Origin of the sequence: Oceanobacillus sp. FSL W7-1293 (assembly GCF_037969815.1) — a bacterium.
Taxonomy (GTDB): Bacteria; Bacillota; Bacilli; order Bacillales; family Amphibacillaceae; genus Oceanobacillus; species Oceanobacillus oncorhynchi.
The window spans coordinates 1,059,320-1,079,477 of record NZ_CP150212.1; the positions used below are offsets into that span (position 1 = coordinate 1,059,320).

Genomic DNA, 20,158 nt, shown 5'->3' on the forward strand with positions numbered 1-20,158 from the left:
GACTTAGCGATTGGCAAGCCGGCAGGCGCAGACAGAGCTAAAGTCGCACTTATGCCCCGAGGGTGAAAAGAAGACTTAGCGATTGGCAAGCCGGCAGGCGCAGACAGAAGCAAAACGTTATGTTTTGAATATAAAGGCGGTTCATCTGCATCATTTTTAACTAGACAGATAGCAGAGAGAAACGACTATTTATAGAATGTACATATAAAATAAAACCCCGGCTCAAAAATAAAACCTGACCGGGGAGTATATAAAAATTCGCTCATCCTCTAAAACGCTGCAAGAACGATTGTACACGAGGATTTTCTGAATGCTCGATAACCTCGCTGGCCGTTCCTTGTTCTGCAATAATTCCTTCATCTAAAAACAGTACCTTATCCGCTATGTCCAGAGCAAAATCCATCTCGTGCGTAACCAGGATCATTGCCATATCATCATTTTCTGCAATGTCACGAATGACATTTAGCACCTCTCCGACCAGCTCCGGGTCAAGCGCAGAGGTAACCTCATCAAATAACATGATTTTAGGGCGCATCACAAGGGCGCGGGCCATAGCTACCCGCTGCTTTTGTCCGCCTGAAAGCTGGCTGGGGTAATTATCCAGCTTACTCCCGAGTCCTACACGCTCCAGCATTTCTATCGAGCGTTTTTTTACATCACTTTTTTCTTCGTTTTTCACATGAATAGGTGCTGTCATACAATTTTCTAAAATAGTCATATGCGGAAACAGGTTGAAATGCTGAAATACCATTCCAATCTCACCGCGAATAGAGCGCAGATGACTTTCATTCGCATGCATCCACTTTCCGTTCTTCTCCATTTTCCACAGATTGCGGCCGTCTACGATAATGTCTCCAGATGTTGGCTGCTCTAATGTCATCAGCATCCGGATAATTGTTGTTTTCCCTGATCCGCTTGGACCAATGACAGCGACTTTTTCAGCTGGATATATATCTAAATCAATCCCCTTCAATACCTCCACATTTCCAAAGGATTTATGAACATCTTGATAAGTAACGATTGGTTCTGCCATTATTGCATTACTCCTTTATCTTTTATCATTTGATTTTTATGGAACCTTCTGTTGAAACGATTCTCTAACTTTTTAATCAGCACTGCAGAAGGATAGCTTAGTACTAAGAAAATGATTCCTACAATGGTCAATGGCTCAAGATAGGACCAGTTTTCCGCACCGTATGATCTGGCGAGCAGCATAATACCAGCTACCCCGATGGTGGATGCCAGCGGAACCTCTTTAAACATAATGATAAAGTAATTTCCAAGCATCGGAATGGTGGGCGGGATAGCTTGTGGCAGAATAATCTTTCGCCATTTATCCCATGTAGAAATATTCAGTGCAGTGGAAGCCTCCCATTGTCCTTTATCCACACTTTCAATTCCGGATCGATAAATTTCACCGATATACGTACTAAAGTGTATACCAAGTCCCAAAACGGCACAAGCGAATGGGTGGAGCGATATGCCAATATAAGGTATTACCGGCAAAGCATAATAGATAAAAAACAATTGAACGAGTGGAGGCGTAGAACGTATAAATTCCATGGTCCAGGTGACAATAAAATGAATAAAACGATTTGGGATACGGCGTAAGAATGTCCACAAAAAACCAAAAATCAAGGCAAAGAGATAGCTGGCTATCGTCAGTCCAATCGTAATTCCAAGTCCTTGTAATACCACTGGTAACGCATCAAAAAATGTATCCCAGCTCCAATAATTCAAATTCATCAGCTAGCTACCCCCTTTTTAGCAATTTTTTCAGCCTTTCTGGTAAGGAAAATTAATGGAAGGGCTAAAATGAAATAGAATACAAGCACAGTTAGATAAATCAATGGTGATAAAGATAAGCTGGTGCTTCGCATCACATCTCCATAATATAAAATATCTGTTAAGCCAATTAAAGAGACAAGAGAGGTTCCTTTTAAAATTTGAATGGTATAATTACCGAATTCAGGGAGCATCATACGTATTGCCTGTGGGAAAATAATCAGGCGCATCCTTTGAAAAGAAGACATATTTAACGCAGTTGCTGCTTCATACTGTCCTTGAGATACAGATAGAATGGAGCTGCGGACAACTTCTGAAAGATATGCGCCGTAGTTTAAACCGATGGCAATGACACCAATCCACCAATTCGAACCCAGATTAATCCCAAATAGCATCGGTACAGCATAGTACAGCCAGAATAGCTGAACTATCAAGGACGTCCCGCGAAATACCTCTACATAAAATCCGGTCAGTTTTCGTAATAGAAAATTATTGGACAGCCGGCAAAGTCCTGCTATAAATGACATAGCATATGCAAACAATGCAGAAGCAATTAAAATAGATACAGTTATTTGAACACCACGCCATAATTGCGGGGCGATTTCGAATATAGCACTAATAGCAAGTACCTCCTTCATAATCGTTATGTGTAAAATGAATGGAATGTCTTATTTTCTATTAAAAAGAAAGATAGGGCGCTCCTTGCGTGAAGGAACCGCCCTATGGAGTCTGAAAAATATATGTTTCATAAGCTTACAAGATTAATATTCACCTTGACAAACTTGCTCTGCTGTTACAGAACCAGCTTCAACAAAATTACTTTCTGGATGGAATCCATTTTGTTCTAGTAATTCAGCAACAGTTCCATCTTCTTTTAATTCTTCTAGTTTTTCGTTATAGGCATCACGAAGCTCTTCGTTTTCAAGACTGAAGGCAGCAGCCCCATAACTTGGTACACCGTCAATATTTTCCGGCTGTTCGAAATTTTCAACAATCTCTAAATCCTCTGTATCAGCGGATTCAAATGCTTCGCGAACAGTCATTTCTGTACCAGTTGTTGCATCAGCGCGTCCAGCTTGAATAGCTGAAAAGGTCGCAGGAATATCAGAAGCAGTAATAATTTGATCGTCATCTACACCTTCTGATTTTAAAAATTCAATTTCTGTGGCACCTTCCATAACAACTACGGTCACATCCGGGTTATCTGCAATATCTTCATAACTTTCAATGGATAACGGATTGCCGGCTTCGACAACAAGCCCTTCTCCGTATACCATTTCCGGCTCACCGAAAAGCGCATTTTCACAACGTTCCGGATTGATAGCCATACCAGCAGTAACAACATCAAACTGTCCTGCTTGTACTCCTGGAATCAGTTCACCAAAATCGGATAATTTACCTTCTACATTATCGACTCCAAGTTCAGCAAAAACCGCTGTAGCAATATCAACTGCCGCACCTTTTAATTCACCGTCTTCTTCATAAGCGTAAGGTGATTCATTGGCGAAACCGACTTCGACAGTGCCGGAGTCTTGAATGCTTTCCAGACTATTATCTGAACCGCCGCAAGCAGCTAGAAATGCTAGAATTAAAATCAATCCAATAAGTATTATTTTATTCCTCAACTAAATGCTCCCCCTCAAAAATAATAGATAATAAAAAATGTTGATTAACAATGCCGCTATTCTTTGAAGAAAGAATGTTACATGAAATCAACATGAGTTAACAAATATGTTACAGAGAAAGAGGGAGATTCTCAAACCGGATATTTTAGCAAAAATATGGTTTATTTACCGTTTTACGGGATGAATGGTAAATAACTTTCAGATACCAACATATACGGTGGTATAGTTTCATATTCTCTGTATAACTAAAAAACTTCATTTTCTAAAAACGAAAATAGAAATTAATTGAAAAGGCATGCATAGTTTAATAGGATAGAAGATAAGAAGAGATGATGGAGGTATATTATGGGGCCCTATATCGCAGTAATTGCTGTTTCAGTCATTGTGGTAGCGATGGTTATTATTTTATCCTTGGTTACATTATCAAAAGGGTATGGCTATAAGCATAAAATAGATCCGCTTCCTGGTGAAGAAGAGAAGAATAGTGACAGCAATGAGGAGAATCAGAAAGAAGAAAAGAAATAAGGTTATCTAGGAGAAAGCCATGAAGAGAATGGGATTATTTATGATTGCAGCATGTGCAGCTGCTGGTGTTTTATTTGCTATCTATTCGCTGTATTCTACAAACCAAGTAATTTATGTAGCAATGGATGGAAACGATCAAAATGAAGGTACATTGGAGTCTCCCTTTCAGACTATTGCTAAAGCCAGCTCAGAAGCGGAGGCTGGCACTACTGTATATATTCAGGAAGGGATATACAAGGAGCCGCTGGTTGTCCAGTACAGCGGCACGCAGCATCAGCCGATCACCTTTCAAGCGTATGATGGAGGAGAAGTTATTTTGGATGGCGAGAATCTGAAAGCGGCTGATGGGAATCGTGCACTTGTTGTTCTAGAAGATAAGAATTACATACACATAGAAGGATTAACTATCAAAAATGTAACAACAGATATAATGGATGAAACAGTAATGGGAATTTTTATCACTGGTTCCAGCAGCCATATTACAGTGAAGGATAATACTGTCAAAGGAATAAAAACATGGCATGAGGAAGGGAACGGACACGGGATTGCGGTATATGGTACGGACTCGATGAAGGATATAAATATCGTCCATAATATCGTTGAGGATCTAAAGCTGGGGACCAGTGAATCAATTGTATTAAATGGAGATATTGACGGGTTTACGGTAGATGGAAATAGAGTTCAGTACAGTGATAATATTGGCATTGACCTGATCGGCTATGAAGGGGTTGCCGCTAATCCCGCTGCGGATTATGTCCGTAATGGGACGGTACAAAATAATACGGTCCATCATATTTCCTCTTTTGCAAATCCGGCGTACAATGGCGAGTATAGTGCAGCGGCTATTTATGTAGATGGCGGAAAGGATATCCTGATTGAGAAAAATGAATTATATGAGAATGATATAGGTATTGAAGCTGCCTCAGAACACACCGGGAAATATGCTGAAGGTATACAAATTACAGATAATCTGATTTCAAATAACGATTACACTGGAATTGCTATTGGCGGCTATGATGAAGATAGAGGCGGCACCCGCAATACGCTGATTACGAAGAATACCCTGTATCAAAACGATACGAAAGACTTAGACGGCGGCCAGCTTCTGGTGCAGTATAATGTACATGATAATGAAATAAAGGAAAATAAATTCACTGCCGGCCCATCGCGCATTTTTATTGCGAATTTCTTTCGGGAAAATAGAGATAATCGTCTGATTGAAAATATTTATTATAGAGAACCAGAAGAAGAAGGCATCTGGATTTGGAAGGATGAAGAATATCGTTCTTTTTCTGCATTTAAAGAGGCTTCCGGGGAGGAAGCCTCGCAATATATTGGGGAATAAAGCGGGCTGTATTGTCTGTTTAAAAGGGCATCTCCTGCTGTGAAAAACAGACGGCAATCCAAGTCATATTTTTTCCTAATCCAATAGAGAAGTTTTAGACCTCCCAAAATAGGTAATATTTTTAGAAAGGAGGTTTCTAAAGATGGCACGAAAGAAATACTATGTAACAGTAGATACGGAGGAAATCCGAGAGGTTTCGCTTCCTGAAAACGGAATTGAGTATGAAATATATGCGACACCGGAAGAGGTAAAAGAAGTGGAAGTTCTGTTTGCAAGAAAAGAAAAAAATGCAAAGGATGCCGTTAAATTTGTAGGAAAACCTTTTGATGAGCAGCCTGTCGATGTGAAGCGTGATAATTACGAGGGAGATTTGATTGCCCTCTACCGCAAATTGTATGATTTAGGAACCGATAAAACCAAGAGCGAAATCGAGGAACTTCGTCTGTTTTAAAATAAGATGATAAAAAGAAATGCAGACAGAAGTTTTTTCTGCCTGCATTTCTTTTTGTAAAATATATTTGAATATAATAAATCAGACCATCTTATTCCCCTTCAACAGGAGGACGGTACCCCTGCTGCAGCTCAGAAATGCTCAAGCCAAATGTCATTTGCAGATGCGGGTAATCTGTAAAGCTATTAAAGTCTCCGCCCCATTCAAAGCCTAAATCCTTTGCAATGTCTGCAACTTCAAACCAGTCAGACTCTCCATTATTATTCCCGTCGTAATGGATATCCCAAATAACCTCTCCATCATGATTACGAATCGCATAATCGACAGCCAGTCCATAATTATGATAGCTTTCCCCGGCTCTGGCATGGGTAACAATATCTTCTTCATTTTCTCTGCCTCTGGCGTACAGTGTTTCCTGCTCTTCCTCTGTACGCAGGCCATCCGTAATAACAACCTCTATATCTATATCATCCGCACGATCGATTAACGTATCCACCGCTTCTTGGACATCAGGATGAAGTTCTGATACCGTTTCTTCTCCATCCACTCTTTCATAAGAAGGGGTTGTCTGCTCGTAAAGCCAGAACAGCAAACCTATAAAAAGAATAATGGCAATCCAAGAAAGCGTAAAATGCTTTATAGCTTTCATTCGATATTTCGGGCTCCTTTAAAAAGAATCTCTCTAGTCATATCATAACATGTACAAGCTTCTGATGAAGGGTTGAACAGTTAGCGAAATCTGGCAGTTTTGCAAATTGATTTCTTCGCTGATCTAGACATATAATGAGATAAACCTGACAGAAATGGAGGGAAAACAATGTATTACCTCATCAGCTGTTTGATTGGCTATATTTTTGGCTGTATTCATGGATCGCAAATTGTTGGCAAGATAAAGAAGCGGGATATTAAGGGGGAAGGTGTAAAGAATGCCGGAGCATCGAATACAACGATTCTGCTAGGCTGGAAATATGGGATTGTTGTAGCGCTTATCGATATTTTTAAAGCGACACTTGCTATTTTGCTTGTTCTCTTTATTTTAAATGAAGCGGGAATGTCGGCTGAGAGAATTTCACTATCTATTTATTTGACGGCTTTATGTGTTATCATCGGTCATAATTATCCAATTACGATGAAATTCAGCGGCGGGAAGGGCACGGCCTCGTTAGTAGGCGCACTAATTGCCATTGATTGGCGGGTTGCATTAATTGGAATTGCTATCTTATTATTCTTTACCTTTGCAACGGACTATCTTGTTATTGGTGTGCTGTTTATGTATCTTTCCTTTTTAATTACAACCTATTATTTCTTTGGGAATGGACCTGCGCTGGTAGTGATCTTTTTAACACTGTTATGTATATACAAACATATGGAAAATTATCGCCGGATTCTATTAAAAGAAGAGACCAGGCTATCCAGTATGTTTAAAAAGAGTGCTTAAAGAGAAAGATTTAAAAAGGAAGTTTTTTTGAAGGGGCGTGCACGTATTGGATATTTTATTATGGATTATCATTATTTTATTATTTATCGCAAGCTTTCTAGGAATTATTTTCCCAATGATTCCATCAGTTATCGCGATTTGGGGCGGATTTTTAGTCTATTATTTCTTTATAAACAGTGATTCCCTTACCTGGTGGTTTTGGACAGGAATGATAGTTATCACAGTTATTCTTTTTGTAGCGGATATTATCGCCAACAGCTATTTTGTGAAAAAATTTGGCGGGAGTAAGGCAGGTGAAAGAGGAGCTGCGGTTGCTGTTATTGTCGGATCATTTATTACACCGCCATTTGGAATTATTTATGTGCCATTTTTGACGGTTCTTGCTATTGAAATGATGCAGCGCAGGACAGCAAAAGAAGCAATTCGCGCATCGATTGGTTCTTTTTTAGGGTTTTTAGGCGGATCAGTTGCGAAAGTAGTATTGCAGCTGATAATGATTGTCTGGTTCTTCATTGCAATTTGGTTTTAACTGGACAACATATATGAAAAAATCGTCAGCTTCTTGACTTTCATCAGTGAGAACTATATATTAAAAGCATAGTTGAAATGTGGACGGAGAATAGTACGTTGTGAATGTCTAACACAGAGAGAAAAAGAGTGCTGAGACTTTTTCTTAGACAGGCAAGGGAACCTGCCTCCCGAGTTCGCCATATAAGGAGCTGAGGCTTTGAAATTGGCGCGGTTTTGGACCGTTATCCAATAAAGTGTGTATATAAGCTGGATGTGTCTATAAAATAATAGAACACTGCTTATATATAAACAAGGGTGGTACCACCACTAAACCTCGGTCCCTTTTTTGGATGGAGGATTTTTTGCGTTTACATTGGATTTTCAAATAATAGAAGAGCAAAATAAGAAAGAGGTGCTTACTTTTGGGTAAGAAGAATAAGCAATTTGTAGAAAAAATTACAGCGATGGAGGATGATTTCGCACAGTGGTATACAGACGTTGTCAAGCAGGCGGAGCTTGTGGACTACGGTCAGGTGCGCGGTACAATGATTATCAAGCCTTATGGCTATGCAATTTGGGAAAACATCAAAGATGAATTAGATCGTATGTTTAAAGCAACAGGGCACACCAATGTGGCCTTCCCGCTTTTTATTCCTGAGAGTTTACTGCAAAAAGAGAAGGATCATGTAGAAGGGTTTGCTCCCGAGGTTGCCTGGGTGACCCATGGCGGAGATGAAGAACTGACAGAACGTATCGCCGTGCGTCCAACCTCTGAGGTGCTTTTCTGTGACTATTACTCGAACAACATTCATTCTTATCGTGATTTGCCAAAGCTGTATAATCAATGGTCTAATGTGGTTCGCTGGGAAAAAACAACACGCCCGTTCCTGCGTTCTTCTGAATTTCATTGGCAGGAAGGCCACACGGCGCATGCGACAGATGAAGATGCGACCGAAGAAACAAATCGGATGCTTGAAATTTATGCCAAGCTGGTGGAAGAATATCTAGCAATTCCTGTTCTAAAAGGAAAGAAAACAGACAAAGAGAAATTCGCGGGCGCTGAGTTCACATTAACGATTGAAGCGTTGATGCATGATGGGAAAGCCTTGCAATCCGGTACTTCTCATCATTTTGGTTCCGGATTTGCAGAAGCATTTGACATTACGTACCTGGATGAAAACGGCGAAAGCCAATTTGTGCATCAAACTTCCTGGGGCTTATCCACCCGCATAATGGGAGCATTGATCATGGTACACGGAGACAACCGCGGATTAGTAGTACCTCCAAAGATTGCGCCGACACAGGCAATGATTGTACCGATCGCGCAGCATAAAGAAGGGGTTCTCGATAAAGCTTATGCGTTACGCGACCAATTGGCTGGTATTGCCCGCGTGGACATTGACGGCAGTGATAAAATGCCGGGCTGGAAATTTAATGAATATGAAATGAAAGGTATCCCGGTCCGTATCGAAATGGGGCCAAAGGATATTGAAAAAGAACAGGTTGTTCTTGTCCGCCGTGATACAGGGGAAAAAGAGTTTGTTGCTTTAGCAGATGTAGAAGAGCTCCTTCCTGCATTACTGGATGAAGTACAGGCTAATCTTTATAGTCGTGCTTTAGAGCGCCGGGTAGAGATGACTCATACGGCAACAGACATGGATGAATTCAAAACAGAAATTGAAAAAGGCGGATTCGTCAAAGCAATGTGGTGTGGAGACGTTGCCTGTGAAGAAAAGATTAAAGAAGAAACATCCGCTACGTCCCGCTGTATCCCATTTGAACCGGAAAGCGTATCGGAAACATGTGTATGCTGTGGAAAAGAAGCAAAAGAATTAGTTTACTGGGCCAGAGCATATTAATGAAACGAGAAAACAGATTGAGTGTATATCTCAGTCTGTTTTTTCTGATGAATAATTATCTGAATATATATTTTTTGTTTTGTACCTTGTATAAGCCTGCATAAATATGTTATAAATATACATGTTGATTTATATATATACATTGAGTGAGGGAATAATAATGAAATCAAATTTAAAAAATGAATTAGATAAAGTGATCCATGATTTAACAGATTTAAGCGATACAATTTTTAATCATCCAGAGCTGGGAGACCAGGAATTTGAATCAATGAAGCGGTTAACAGATTATTTAACAGCTCATCAATTTGACGTAGAAAAAGGGATTGTTGGCCGTGACACTGCTTTTAAAGCGACCTATTCAAGCGGAAAGCCTGGTCCTCAGATTGCATACTTAGCAGAGTATGATGCCCTTCCAGGTATTGGACATGGCTGTGGACATAATTTAATTGGAACCATGAGTGTCGGAGCAGGCGTGGTATTAAGCAAGCTGATTGATGAAATTGGCGGGACCGTTCATGTATTTGGCACACCTGCTGAAGAGACAAACGGAGCAAAAGTGCCGATGAGTGAGCAGGGTGTATTTGAAGGGATAGATGCTGCGATGATTTTGCATCCCAGTGATGTTTCGCAGGAGAGCGGAGATTCCTTGGCAATGGATGCGATTCAGTTTGAATATCATGGAAAAACCGCACATGCTGCAGCTGCTCCGGAAGAAGGAATTAATGCATTAGATAGTGTACTGCAATTATTTAATGGCATTAACGCATTAAGACAGCATGTGAAATCAGATGTCCGTATTCATGGCGTCATTCCTGAAGGAGGAGAGGCTGCCAATGTGGTGCCTGATAAAGCAGTTGCTCAATTCTATGTCCGGGCAGCGGATCGCTCTTACCTGAATGAGGTTGTGGAAAAGGTGAAAAATATTGCTGAAGGCGCCGCTTCCATGACAGGAGCAACATTAGAGATATCCAATTATGAATTAAGCTACGATGATATGACAACAAATAAAGTGTTATCCGATCTATTTACAGCAAATTTAAAAGAAACAAGCAGACTACCTGTGCACGGTTCAAAGGAAAGCTATGGCTCCATTGATATGGGAAATGTGAGCCAGGTCGTTCCGGCAATCCATCCTTATATCGGCTTAAACAAAGAAGGGTTGATCGGGCATACGAAAGAATTTGCTGTCCAGACGATTACAGAAGACGGGCACTTGGCTTTGTACGAAGGAGCGCTCTCTCTAGCAAAAACAGGCTATGATTTATTGACAAATGAAGAAGCTTTGAAAGCAATGAAAGAAGAATTTAATAAAAATAAAGCGCAGGCTTTGGTTTAATTAGATAGAAAAACAGCGGAGGAAGATAACGTCTTCCTCCGCTGTTTTTCTAATGAAGAAGTGCTTCAATATCCTTTTCCATCGTATCCGGATTTTTTTGTGGACCAAATCGTTTTGCAACTTTTCCATCCGTATCAACGAGGAATTTCGTAAAATTCCATTTGATCTGTTCGCCTAATATCCCTTTTTGCTCGGTCGTTAAAAAATCAAAAAGCGGATGCGCATTTTTTCCTTTTACGTCGACTTTGGAAAACATTTGAAATGTCACCCCGTAGTTCAGCTGGCAAAATTGGTTAATTTCTTCGTCTGCTCCCGGATCTTGATGGCCAAATTGATTACATGGAAAACCAAGTACCTCAAAATTCTGATCTTTATACTTTTCATACAGTCTTTGTAAGCCTTCAAACTGAGGGGTGAAGCCGCATTTGCTTGCAGTATTTACGATAAGCAGTACTTTCCCTTCATAATCTGACAGTGATTTCTCCTCGCCTTCCATTGTTTTTGCTGAAAAATCATAGATAGTTGTCATATTACTTCACCTCGAAAAAATGATAAGATGTACATGCATTAAAAATAATTCCAATTGTATTATAGCAAGAAAGGGCGTTTATTTGTGACTAAAAAAATAAAAGATATTCCATTAAAGACGGATGAAAAAAATGCTTATTTACGTTATCTCACTACTACAGATTTACCCGATATTTTAGAATTGCAAACGACTGTTTATGAAGCTTTAGAGGATAAAAAAAGACTGGAGACCCTGGACGAAAGTGAATTTCGTACGATATTAGAGGGAGAACCGTTAATGGTCGGTATCTTTCATCAAGACAGGCTGATTGCTTTCCGGGCTTTTCTGAATCCAGCCGCTGATGAAGAAGGGCTAGGAGGCGATATCGGCTTATCAGAAGAGCATTTTGCAGAAATCATCTACTCGGAGATTTCCAATGTACATCCCGATTACCGGGGCAATCATTTACAAACCAAAATGGGCAGATTCATTATGGAGCAATTAGATACGTCGCTATTCCGCTATGTCTTAGCTACAGTAGCTCCCGGAAATATTCCAAGTATGAAGGATAAATTTGCACTGGGGATGCGCATTTATAAAGTAAAAGAGAAGTATGGCGGAAAGCTGCGCTATGTTTATTGCAATGATTTAAAATTAAATGAAATCAGGGCGGAAAATCAAATGGAGATAAATATGAACGATATTGACGGGCAAGAGAAGCTGATCGAAGAAGGCTATATTGGGGTAGAGATGAAAAAGTCAGATGAGGAATGGACGATTACTTATCAGAAATAAACAGGCTGGAGAATCTAAATTCTCCAGCCTGTTTTCGTATCTATATGATTAAACCGTTGTTGTTTCTGGAAGTGTTTCCCCAATAGCTGCTAAGCGGGCTTTCACTTCTTCTGTGGATAAATCATGTTCTTTCACATAAAGATTACGTTGCGTCACACGGCATTCATGCGTGCATCCGCGTAAATATTTATGTTCATTCTCCTCAGAAGCAAGCATTTGCCGGTTACATTCTGGGTTTGCGCAGTTTACATAACGCTCACAAGGCTCTCCGTCAAAGTAATCCTTGCCAATGATGACATGTTCTTTTTGATTAACAGGAACGCTGATACGCTCGTCAAATACATACAGCTGTCCATCCCATAACTCGCCTTGAACTTCCGGATCCTTTCCGTAAGTAACAATGCCGCCATGTAATTGACCTACATCATCAAAGCCTTCATCCTTCAGCCAGCCGCTGAATTTCTCACAGCGAATACCGCCTGTGCAGTACGTTACGATTTTTTTATCTTCAAGCATTTCTTTGTTTTCTTGTACCCACTCCGGCAGTTCACGGAATGTCTTGATATCTGGACGGATTGCGCCGCGGAAATGTCCCAAATCATATTCATAATCATTGCGGGCATCCAATACGATGGTATCTTCGTCCTTTAATGCTTCATAGAATTCTTTCGGTTCCAAATATTTTCCGGTTGTTTCTAACGGGTTAATATCATCTTCTAAACGCAGTGTAACTAATTCGTTTCTGGGACGGACATGCATTTTTTTGAAAGCATGCTTATCATGAGCATCTACTTTGAATGTCATATCTTCAAAGCGAGAATCTGCATGCATATGCTCCATATAGGCATTTGTCTGCTCCACTGTCCCTGAAACAGTTCCGTTAATGCCTTCTTCAGCTACTAAAATACGTCCTTTTAGCCCAAGCTCGTTGCAATATTTAAGATGCTCAGCCGCAAATGCTTCCGGATCCTCAATATGCACATAATTGTAATAAAGTAAAACGCGATATTCTTGATTTGTTTCCATTTGGTTTACCACCTGTTCATTTATATTTGCAAGATACAAATGAGTCTGGTTTCGTTTATTCATTTTTCGTCTTGCAATTCTTTATTTTAGCATGTTTTATTGCCTGATTCCAGTCCATAAGACAAACGCGCCCCTCATTATTTATCCCGCTGTAGACGTGAGCATAGTCAATCTGAACTTTTTCTCCATAAGATGGAGTATCTATGAAGGAAGGAGATGAAATAATGAGCGAATCATCTAAAGACCCAATGATGTCCAATAAAGTGGTTGAGGTAATGGTAGACAGTATTTTCCGTAAGAACGGGATTAAACCAGAAGAAGTGAAAAATAACCTTTCTGAAAAACAGCGTGAAATGTTAAAAGAAATGGTGACGGATTTAAAAGCACAGGTAGAGGAGTTTCAAGAAAAGAAGAATGAGTCTAAAGCAGAATAGTTTCTATCTAAAATGTGAAGGAAATGTATGATTTCTTCACATTTTTTGTGCTGCTTTCCAAAAACAGCAGCATTGCATATTCCCTAAAAATTGGACTAGGTGATTTTGTTATTTTCCGTGTTCTTTGTGCTGGTGTACAGGAAGTATAGTTATCAATACCATAAATTAATTTAGAACTTTAAGAAAGGAGTGTTAATCGATGTCTGTCTACAGAAGTAAAACAGAAGGGACCAACCGTTTCCACGATGACTTATATGGAAACGATTATGCATGTCAACCTGAAGAAAATGCCTGTGACACAAAAGATAATCAATACGCACCGGCTTATTATGATAATTCCTTCAGCCCGAATTTTGGCGAGGCAAGTGTTGTTCAAACAGCAGATGAATTTTCGTATATGGAGCAAGAATCTGCAGAGGTTATCTGGGTTAAAGAATCCTGTAATATCAATGTGAATTCAACAGATACGCAAATCGGCGCATCCTTACAAGCAGCACTGCAATTAGCTATTTCCATTGTTATCCGTTTATCCATTGCTGATTCTGGAGATGAGGAAGCGGTAGAACAAGAATTAATGCAAACAATCAGTGCCAGCCAGGTAAATAAACAAAAAATCTTTATCTATAATACAAAAGATGCAACTGTGACAACAACCGACACAGATATTTCTGTAAATATTCAGCTGCTTTTACAAATCCTCATTGCTTTGGTAATCATGATTGATATTCTGTAATCCAAATTTGGTATAGAAAGGAGTGTAGACGAACATGATGCACAAAAAAGAGTGGAGAGCCCTAGATTATTGTGATGACGAACGAAACAATCAGGCAGAAGTAGAGGAAGCAGCCAAACAAAAGAATATAACGAAGCAATCCTCTGAGGAATGGATTATCATTAAAGACTCTGAGGGAGTTACGGTAACAACGACAGATACGCAAGCAGCAATCAGTTTACAGGTAGGGATTGAAGTAGCTATTGCTGTGGTGCTCAGCATTACATTGGCTGATTCAGACAAGGCAAAGGCTGTTTTCCAGGATTTAGAACAAGTGATGAAAACGAAACAAAGCAACCGTCAAAAAACCATTGTTGAAAAATCGAAAAATGTAAATATCACCACTACCGATATTGATATTGCCATTAATATTCAGTTATTGATTCAGCTGCTGCTGGCAATTGTAGTAAGTCTGGATATTTTATAAGAACATTAATTGCAAAAAATAACGGTACGTTTTTTACCGGAGCTCCCTTTATAAAACTGTTAAAGGGAGCTCTATTCATTTAAAAATAGATATACAATCTGCTGTATTTTATACTTTTCATAGGAGAAAACTATGCATAATTCCTATTTTTAGTAATTTTAAAAATTAATGGATTTTATAGTGTGGAACGCTGTTGTCATATGAAAACGCTTTTTCCATTGAAAAACATCGAATTTTGTCTAATAAACGTCATCGATATTCACTTGCATTTTTTTATGAAAGGGGTTAAAATAATACTTGCAAAAGGTAATTGGAGTTACAAGAATACTTTACGATCTCTTTTCCAAGACGGTGTAAAAGTATTTAAGTTTCAATGACTTTGCATATCTTGTATAAGGAGGTCATGATAATGACTGGTAAAGTAAAATGGTTTAATGCAGAAAAAGGTTTTGGTTTCATCGAGCGTGAAGACGGAGATGACGTATTTGTACATTTCTCTGCAATTCAAGCTGAAGGATTCAAAACTCTTGAAGAAGGTCAAGATGTTGAATTCGAAATCGTAGAAGGCAACCGTGGCCCACAAGCTGCAAACGTTGTTCGTCTTTAATTCGAATGATATAAAACACTGGATAAGCCAGCTAAAAAACCCCGAATGTTTTCTAGAAACATTCGGGGTTTTTTCTGGTGAAAAAGGTTTTACTATAGTGTCATTTCCGCCTCATATGCAAGCAATTTAATCAATGCTTGGGTGCCGCTGTCAGCTTCGCCCATGTCAGCTAATTCTTTATAAAGCTTTAATGCCAATTCCAGTCCAGGCGCCGGCATTCCCATGTTATGAGCAGATTCTAACGCTATTTCCATGTCTTTGATAAAATGTTTCACATAGAAACCCGGCTCATAATCCCGTTCGAGCATTCTCTTACCTAAGTTGGATAAGGAGAAGCTGGCCGCAGCTCCGGTAGAAATGGTGGCGAGCACTTCCTCCGCATCCAGCCCAGCTTTTTTTGCATAGATAATGGATTCACTGACCCCAATCATATTGGTCGCAATCGCAATTTGATTTGCCATTTTCGTATGCTGTCCAGCTCCTGCAGGGCCAAGTAAGGTAATTCTTTCTCCGAGGACACGGAAGATAGGCGCAATTTCATCATACGCTTCTTTATCTCCGCCGGTCATAATAGCCAATGTACCATTCTTTGCGCCGATATCCCCTCCGGACACAGGTGCATCTAAAGCCGTCAATCCTGCTTTTTTTGCTTCTTCATAAATTTCAATTGCTAAGCTTGGCTTAGATGTCGTCATATCAATGACATAAGCCCCTTTTTTTGCATGGTTTAAAATACCTTCTTCTCCAAAATACACTTTTTCCACGTCTTCCGGATACCCAACCATTGTAATAATGACATCACTTGCTTTTGCCAAGCTGGCTTGTGTATCATGCCAGGCAGCTCCAAGCTCCAGTAACTCTTCTGCCTTTGATTTTGTTCTTGTGTAAACATTAAGCTTGTAGCCTGCTTCCATTAGATTTTTTACCATGCTTTTCCCCATTACACCTAAACCAATAAAACCGATAGTAGCCGTTGATGCCGTTATCATTGTCTCTCTCCTTTGTATAAATGTTGTAACTAAATCTTGTCATGAAAATTCGAAAAACGCAAATAATTATTAAGAAAAAACAGCAGAATTTCCAATAAATCCTTTTCACTCATTGAAATATACTTGGCAACGATTGCCTTGCATCGAATTTTCCCATTTACATATAGTATAAAACGAAACTTCATTCCTAAATAAATATAGATAGAAGGGGAGGATAACGATGAGAGTAGATACGGTTCGGCTAAAACAGCGGCTGCTTGCGAGACAAGAGGAGTTAATTGAACGAATAAATCAAAAAACAGAAATGAAATATGAATTTAGCCAAGAGGTGTTAGGTGAATTATCCAATTATGATAATCATCCTGCTGATACAGGAACAGAGCTTTTTGAAAGAGAAAAAGACAGCGCTCTGCAGCGACATGCGGAATCAGAATTAGAGGAGATAAATAATTCCATTCACGCGATGGAAGAAGGAACGTATGGAATTTGCAAGGTGTGCGGCGAAAATATTGAGCCAGAGCGTTTGGAGGCATTACCGACTGCAGATTGCTGCGCCGAACATGAAAAACAGCGGACATTTCATGGAGAGACACCGCCAAAAGAAGTATTTAAAGTAAGAGAAGATGGTGGAGAAAACAGCTGGGAGGATGTTCAGCAGTACGGAACCTCCAGCTATACTCCGGATTATCATGACGGTGCAGGGGTGCCGGAAGACGGGGAAGAAAGCTCTGATGATATAGAAGTGGAAGACTTTTTGGCAGCAGATATGGAAGGAAAGTATACAGGCGTGATGCCTAATCATGAGGCGTATGAGGATGAATTGGATAGCGAAGAAGAGTAATTCATAAAATAAAATCCGGACGTGACCTTGCTTCTGAAAGTCAATTTGTCCGGATTTTTGAGACTGCATGTTTACATCTGGATATTTATTAAAATACACCCATATACTCAATGGATTCCAATATGCTTACTAAGATATCTAAAATAAAAAAGTGCTGCAGTATTGTAATGATAGCGATGGTAATTGCTAATGATATGACGGTGAAATAAAAGCTTTGCTTGTTTTTTTCTTGGATAAGCGCATATAACATATGAATAACTGGATTAATGTAAATTACAAAAGTAAACAGAACAGTAACAATGAACATTCCAAAAGCCAGCCCCCATGGAAAATTACCGGATGATCCCCCTTCTAGTTGAAGCATCCACAAACCAAGTTCCATAACATTGATTTTAGCGATTCCAAGCAGGGATAATAGAGCTATTACAACAAAAAATCCAGTGAATGGTACAAGTGTTCCAGTAAAACGGGTGAATTGTTTTGTAAAAGACATGGGATGCTTTGCCAATTTAAACGTAATAAAATTTGCAATTAGTCCAGTAAAGAAAAGAATAATAAAAATAAGCATCCCTTTCAAAATAGTAGAAAAAATAGGCAGATAATTACTTAAGGAATCGTCACTAAAAGATGCTGCAGCCATCGCGTCATTAAATAAAGAGTTAATTAATCCATAACAGAATAAAGTGGCAGCCAGCGTAAGGATAATTGCTGTAACAATCGAATTAATCAAGTGCTGTTCATTATCCCTAAAAGCGACATTCGGATTTTTAACCCGGGTAATAAAATAACTCCAATATTGATTTGAACCTGTTTTTACTTTTTCAAGTGTTGCATTGAATTGCTGTGACGTTTCTGCAGTGGATGCATTTTCCTGTTGCGATGTCTCTGTATGTACCTCTGGATTATATTCTTTTGATGAATCCTCTGCTGCTGCATTTTCCTGTGGATGCAGCGGTGAACCACATTTGGTACAAAATTTTCCTTCCTCCGTTTCCTGATTACATGCTGGGCAAATCAAAAAATCACTTCCTTTTCCAATAATTCAGCAGGATAAATCCTGCTTTGAAAGTTAATTATATACGATTTTTCCGGGAATCGGTAGGGGAAAATAGGTTTATCCTCCTATTATTTCCTTATGTATATAGAAAAAGCAGGCTGCTGAAATTCAACAGTCTGCTTTTCTATTGCCATAGATAGCTTGGTAATTCTTATACTTGCATTCAGTGAGAGCACTCCTCGTTGAAGAAAGTGTTCCTTTATGCTGTTTATTGATTTGCTTCCGGTTGGTTTGCTTTTAATTCATCCATTTTTAATGTAATGGAATGCAGTTCTCCATCACGTGCAAATTCGATTTCTACATGTTCTCCAGCCTGCCCTTGATCAAAAAGCTCTTTGCGAAGCTCGATAATGGAAGTGACCGGATTCCCATTTATTTTTGTAATGACATCAAATTGTTGCAGGTTCGCATTGTCTGCTGGTGAACCAGATTGGACATTTGCAATAACCATGCCGCCATCTACATCTTCAGGAAGCTCGATTTCTTGCTGGTATTGAGGCGGAACCTGGCTTAATGGCGCTGTAGAAATACCGATTAATGGACGGGAAACTTCGCCGTCTGTTTCCAGTTTTTCAACAACTGGAAGTGCTTCGTCAATAGGAATGGCAAATCCGATGCCTTCTACTTGGCTTTGAGCAATTTTCATGGAGTTGATGCCAATCACATCACCGTCTGCGTTAACTAATGCGCCGCCGCTGTTACCAGGATTGATCGCTGCATCTGTTTGCAGTACTTCTGTTACCCAATCCGGAGCGCCGTCTCCGTTTGTATCTACTTCCACATTACGATTTAATCCGCTGATGATACCTCTTGTTACACTGTTATTAAAGTCCATCCCAAGCGGGTTACCAATTGCCATAACCGTTTCTCCTACTTCGATATCTTCACTCGATCCTAAATTTGCAACTGTATCAACATGCTCTCCATCAATTTCAAGCACAGCTAAGTCTGTTAATGCATCTGTTCCAAGTACTGTTGCATCTACCTGGTGTTCTTCATCCAAAGCTACTTGAAGCTGTTCTGCGCCTTCTACAACATGATTATTTGTGATAACATACGCTTTTCCATCCTCTTTTTTATAGATGATTCCTGAACCAGTACCAGCTTCTTGGCTGTCCTCCCATAAATTTTGCTGCTGCATATTAATAACGCCGACAACAGCTTGGGAAACTTCCGAAATATCAGCAGAAACATCTGCATCATCAGAAGCTATGGTAGGAATAATAGACTCTGAAGAGGCGTTGGATGATGCAGTTTCTCCTCCAGAGGAATCCATTATGCCCTCAGAAGCCGGCAGCAATTGATTTCCTAAGAGCAGGACAACAAGTACGGAGGAGATAACCCCTCCAATTGCTCCGCTAAAAAAACCGCTGAACCAGCCTTTCGATTTTTTTTGCTTTGGCGGCTTTGTTTCTGATGAAGCGACATATGTTTGCTGCTGTTCATCGGTTGTTCTATTTTGCTCTGATCTATTATTATCAATTGTCGATGCTTCATCAGCCAAAGGCTCATTATTCTTTTCAAGGTCACCCGATACATTTTCATTACTTTCATTTTCATAATCGTTGTTACTCATTGTAAAGCACCTCCAAGTTATTTGATTTAATTTTATTATAGTGCCGACCATGGGAAATCCTTTGGTATAATTGTGTAAAAACTGTGTAATCTTAAATCCCGTTTGTCAGAAGCGGGGTGTTCATGTGAAAATAAATAGTATAGAATGGAAAATTGTAAAATAAGGGATTTATTCAACCTTCCTATATTAGAATTACCCGCTTGATTTTTTATAATAAACATGAAAATTCAAGAAAAATATCGATAGCGCTAG

General features: G+C 39.5%; 23 protein-coding genes and 1 other annotated feature. Of the genes, 13 read left to right on the forward strand and 10 right to left on the reverse strand.

The annotated features are described in order from the left end of the window. Positions 1–262: 262 nt before the first annotated feature. The 4 genes from ehuA to ehuB form a co-directional block, all read right to left on the reverse strand. Positions 263–1,033 (reverse strand): ectoine/hydroxyectoine ABC transporter ATP-binding protein EhuA, encoded by a 771-nt coding sequence (ehuA, locus tag MKY65_RS05235; protein ID WP_339182961.1) that lies wholly within the window; start codon positions 1,031–1,033, stop codon positions 263–265. Further along, positions 1,033–1,746: an ectoine/hydroxyectoine ABC transporter permease subunit EhuD gene (gene ehuD / locus MKY65_RS05240; protein ID WP_339182963.1), complete on the reverse strand. Its 714-nt coding sequence runs from the start codon at positions 1,744–1,746 to the stop codon at positions 1,033–1,035. The genes ehuA and ehuD overlap by 1 nt, the downstream gene beginning before the upstream one ends. Further along, entirely contained in the window at positions 1,746–2,423 is a 678-nt protein-coding gene (locus MKY65_RS05245; RefSeq protein WP_339182964.1) for an amino acid ABC transporter permease, read from the reverse strand. Before MKY65_RS05245 ends, ehuD begins: the two co-directional genes overlap by 1 nt. 123 nt (positions 2,424–2,546) lie before the next feature. Next, positions 2,547–3,410 (reverse strand): ectoine/hydroxyectoine ABC transporter substrate-binding protein EhuB, encoded by an 864-nt coding sequence (ehuB, locus tag MKY65_RS05250; RefSeq protein WP_339182965.1) that lies wholly within the window; start codon positions 3,408–3,410, stop codon positions 2,547–2,549. Positions 3,411–3,755: 345 nt separating this feature from the next. On the opposite strand from ehuB, the gene ytzI reads away from it, so the two are divergent. The 3 genes from ytzI (at position 3,756) to MKY65_RS05265 (ending at position 5,731) form a co-directional block, all read left to right on the forward strand. Beyond that, positions 3,756–3,935 carry a YtzI protein gene (gene ytzI, locus MKY65_RS05255; protein WP_339182967.1) on the forward strand — a complete coding sequence of 60 codons (180 nt, stop codon included), beginning with the start codon at positions 3,756–3,758 and terminating at the stop codon, positions 3,933–3,935. Positions 3,936–3,954: 19 nt separating this feature from the next. Further along, entirely contained in the window at positions 3,955–5,280 is a 1,326-nt protein-coding gene (locus tag MKY65_RS05260; protein ID WP_339182969.1) for a right-handed parallel beta-helix repeat-containing protein, read from the forward strand. A 142-nt stretch (positions 5,281–5,422) separates the two neighbouring features. Further along, on the forward strand, positions 5,423–5,731 hold the full coding sequence (locus MKY65_RS05265) for a hypothetical protein (protein ID WP_339182971.1): 309 nt from the start codon (positions 5,423–5,425) through the stop codon (positions 5,729–5,731). A gap of 91 nt (positions 5,732–5,822) precedes the next feature. Here MKY65_RS05265 and MKY65_RS05270 read toward each other — a convergent pair whose 3' ends face one another. Further along, positions 5,823–6,380 carry a M15 family metallopeptidase gene (locus MKY65_RS05270; protein WP_339182973.1) on the reverse strand — a complete coding sequence of 186 codons (558 nt, stop codon included), beginning with the start codon at positions 6,378–6,380 and terminating at the stop codon, positions 5,823–5,825. Between the two features lie 168 nt (positions 6,381–6,548). On the opposite strand from MKY65_RS05270, the gene MKY65_RS05275 reads away from it, so the two are divergent. From MKY65_RS05275 to MKY65_RS05290, 4 genes are all read left to right on the forward strand, one after another. After that, positions 6,549–7,169: a glycerol-3-phosphate acyltransferase gene (locus tag MKY65_RS05275; RefSeq protein WP_339182975.1), complete on the forward strand. Its 621-nt coding sequence runs from the start codon at positions 6,549–6,551 to the stop codon at positions 7,167–7,169. A 46-nt stretch (positions 7,170–7,215) separates the two neighbouring features. Continuing rightward, positions 7,216–7,698 (forward strand): DUF456 domain-containing protein, encoded by a 483-nt coding sequence (locus tag MKY65_RS05280; RefSeq protein ID WP_339182976.1) that lies wholly within the window; start codon positions 7,216–7,218, stop codon positions 7,696–7,698. A gap of 71 nt (positions 7,699–7,769) precedes the next feature. Beyond that, positions 7,770–8,025: a binding site (T-box leader), on the forward strand. Positions 8,026–8,101: 76 nt separating this feature from the next. Continuing rightward, positions 8,102–9,538, forward strand: a complete 1,437-nt coding sequence (gene proS, locus MKY65_RS05285) for a proline--tRNA ligase (RefSeq protein ID WP_339182978.1) — start codon at positions 8,102–8,104, stop codon at positions 9,536–9,538. 160 nt (positions 9,539–9,698) lie between these two features. Beyond that, on the forward strand, positions 9,699–10,874 hold the full coding sequence (locus MKY65_RS05290) for a M20 family metallopeptidase (RefSeq protein ID WP_339182980.1): 1,176 nt from the start codon (positions 9,699–9,701) through the stop codon (positions 10,872–10,874). 49 nt (positions 10,875–10,923) lie between these two features. On the opposite strand, the gene MKY65_RS05295 is transcribed toward MKY65_RS05290, so the two are convergent. After that, positions 10,924–11,403: a glutathione peroxidase gene (locus MKY65_RS05295; RefSeq protein ID WP_339182982.1), complete on the reverse strand. Its 480-nt coding sequence runs from the start codon at positions 11,401–11,403 to the stop codon at positions 10,924–10,926. Between the two features lie 84 nt (positions 11,404–11,487). On the opposite strand from MKY65_RS05295, the gene MKY65_RS05300 reads away from it, so the two are divergent. After that, on the forward strand, positions 11,488–12,177 hold the full coding sequence (locus tag MKY65_RS05300; RefSeq protein WP_339182983.1) for a hypothetical protein: 690 nt from the start codon (positions 11,488–11,490) through the stop codon (positions 12,175–12,177). A 48-nt stretch (positions 12,178–12,225) separates the two neighbouring features. Here MKY65_RS05300 and MKY65_RS05305 read toward each other — a convergent pair whose 3' ends face one another. Continuing rightward, positions 12,226–13,203, reverse strand: coding sequence for a rhodanese-related sulfurtransferase (locus MKY65_RS05305; RefSeq protein ID WP_339182985.1), 978 nt, complete (start codon positions 13,201–13,203; stop codon positions 12,226–12,228). Between the two features lie 224 nt (positions 13,204–13,427). Here MKY65_RS05305 and MKY65_RS05310 point away from each other — a divergent pair, with 224 nt between their 5' ends. The 4 genes from MKY65_RS05310 to MKY65_RS05325 all read left to right on the forward strand — a co-directional run bounded on the left by MKY65_RS05310 (position 13,428) and on the right by MKY65_RS05325 (position 15,443). Next, the gene (locus MKY65_RS05310) at positions 13,428–13,637 is read left to right on the forward strand and encodes a hypothetical protein (RefSeq protein ID WP_042532316.1); all 210 of its coding nucleotides are present in this window, start codon (positions 13,428–13,430) and stop codon (positions 13,635–13,637) included. Between the two features lie 199 nt (positions 13,638–13,836). Continuing rightward, complete coding sequence (locus MKY65_RS05315) at positions 13,837–14,370, forward strand: spore coat protein (RefSeq protein WP_042532318.1); 534 nt, start codon at positions 13,837–13,839, stop codon at positions 14,368–14,370. 34 nt (positions 14,371–14,404) lie between these two features. Next, on the forward strand, positions 14,405–14,836 hold the full coding sequence (locus MKY65_RS05320; RefSeq protein WP_084612924.1) for a spore coat protein: 432 nt from the start codon (positions 14,405–14,407) through the stop codon (positions 14,834–14,836). Between the two features lie 406 nt (positions 14,837–15,242). Next, positions 15,243–15,443, forward strand: coding sequence for a cold-shock protein (locus tag MKY65_RS05325; protein ID WP_198048619.1), 201 nt, complete (start codon positions 15,243–15,245; stop codon positions 15,441–15,443). Between the two features lie 92 nt (positions 15,444–15,535). Here the strand turns inward: MKY65_RS05325 and MKY65_RS05330 are convergent, their stop codons facing one another. Next, the gene (locus MKY65_RS05330; protein ID WP_339182989.1) at positions 15,536–16,432 is read right to left on the reverse strand and encodes an NAD(P)-dependent oxidoreductase; all 897 of its coding nucleotides are present in this window, start codon (positions 16,430–16,432) and stop codon (positions 15,536–15,538) included. Between the two features lie 220 nt (positions 16,433–16,652). Between MKY65_RS05330 and MKY65_RS05335 the strand changes: the two genes are divergently transcribed. Then, positions 16,653–17,273 (forward strand): TraR/DksA C4-type zinc finger protein, encoded by a 621-nt coding sequence (locus tag MKY65_RS05335; RefSeq protein ID WP_339182990.1) that lies wholly within the window; start codon positions 16,653–16,655, stop codon positions 17,271–17,273. A gap of 88 nt (positions 17,274–17,361) precedes the next feature. Here MKY65_RS05335 and MKY65_RS05340 read toward each other — a convergent pair whose 3' ends face one another. Both MKY65_RS05340 and MKY65_RS05345 read right to left on the reverse strand, forming a co-directional pair. Next, entirely contained in the window at positions 17,362–18,291 is a 930-nt protein-coding gene (locus MKY65_RS05340; RefSeq protein WP_339182991.1) for a zinc ribbon domain-containing protein, read from the reverse strand. 247 nt (positions 18,292–18,538) lie between these two features. Then, positions 18,539–19,906: a trypsin-like peptidase domain-containing protein gene (locus MKY65_RS05345; RefSeq protein WP_339182992.1), complete on the reverse strand. Its 1,368-nt coding sequence runs from the start codon at positions 19,904–19,906 to the stop codon at positions 18,539–18,541. Positions 19,907–20,158 lie beyond the last annotated feature (252 nt).

Bases quoted from the DNA above. Each gene is read 5' to 3' on its own strand.
- MKY65_RS05245 (WP_339182964.1), bottom strand. From the start codon at position 2,423: ATGAAGGAGGTACTTGCTATTAGTGCTATATTCGAAATCGCCCCGCAA.
- MKY65_RS05310 (WP_042532316.1), top strand. From the start codon at position 13,428: ATGAGCGAATCATCTAAAGACCCAATGATGTCCAATAAAGTGGTTGAG.
- ehuA (WP_339182961.1), bottom strand. From the start codon at position 1,033: ATGGCAGAACCAATCGTTACTTATCAAGATGTTCATAAATCCTTTGGA.
- MKY65_RS05275 (WP_339182975.1), top strand. From the start codon at position 6,549: ATGTATTACCTCATCAGCTGTTTGATTGGCTATATTTTTGGCTGTATT.
- MKY65_RS05265 (WP_339182971.1), top strand. From the start codon at position 5,423: ATGGCACGAAAGAAATACTATGTAACAGTAGATACGGAGGAAATCCGA.
- MKY65_RS05315 (WP_042532318.1), top strand. From the start codon at position 13,837: ATGTCTGTCTACAGAAGTAAAACAGAAGGGACCAACCGTTTCCACGAT.
- MKY65_RS05260 (WP_339182969.1), top strand. From the start codon at position 3,955: ATGAAGAGAATGGGATTATTTATGATTGCAGCATGTGCAGCTGCTGGT.
- MKY65_RS05305 (WP_339182985.1), bottom strand. From the start codon at position 13,203: ATGGAAACAAATCAAGAATATCGCGTTTTACTTTATTACAATTATGTG.
- MKY65_RS05345 (WP_339182992.1), bottom strand. From the start codon at position 19,906: ATGAGTAACAACGATTATGAAAATGAAAGTAATGAAAATGTATCGGGT.
- MKY65_RS05290 (WP_339182980.1), top strand. From the start codon at position 9,699: ATGAAATCAAATTTAAAAAATGAATTAGATAAAGTGATCCATGATTTA.
- MKY65_RS05270 (WP_339182973.1), bottom strand. From the start codon at position 6,380: ATGAAAGCTATAAAGCATTTTACGCTTTCTTGGATTGCCATTATTCTT.
- MKY65_RS05295 (WP_339182982.1), bottom strand. From the start codon at position 11,403: ATGACAACTATCTATGATTTTTCAGCAAAAACAATGGAAGGCGAGGAG.
- MKY65_RS05320 (WP_084612924.1), top strand. From the start codon at position 14,405: ATGATGCACAAAAAAGAGTGGAGAGCCCTAGATTATTGTGATGACGAA.
- ehuD (WP_339182963.1), bottom strand. From the start codon at position 1,746: ATGAATTTGAATTATTGGAGCTGGGATACATTTTTTGATGCGTTACCA.
- ytzI (WP_339182967.1), top strand. From the start codon at position 3,756: ATGGGGCCCTATATCGCAGTAATTGCTGTTTCAGTCATTGTGGTAGCG.
- MKY65_RS05330 (WP_339182989.1), bottom strand. From the start codon at position 16,432: ATGATAACGGCATCAACGGCTACTATCGGTTTTATTGGTTTAGGTGTA.
- MKY65_RS05335 (WP_339182990.1), top strand. From the start codon at position 16,653: ATGAGAGTAGATACGGTTCGGCTAAAACAGCGGCTGCTTGCGAGACAA.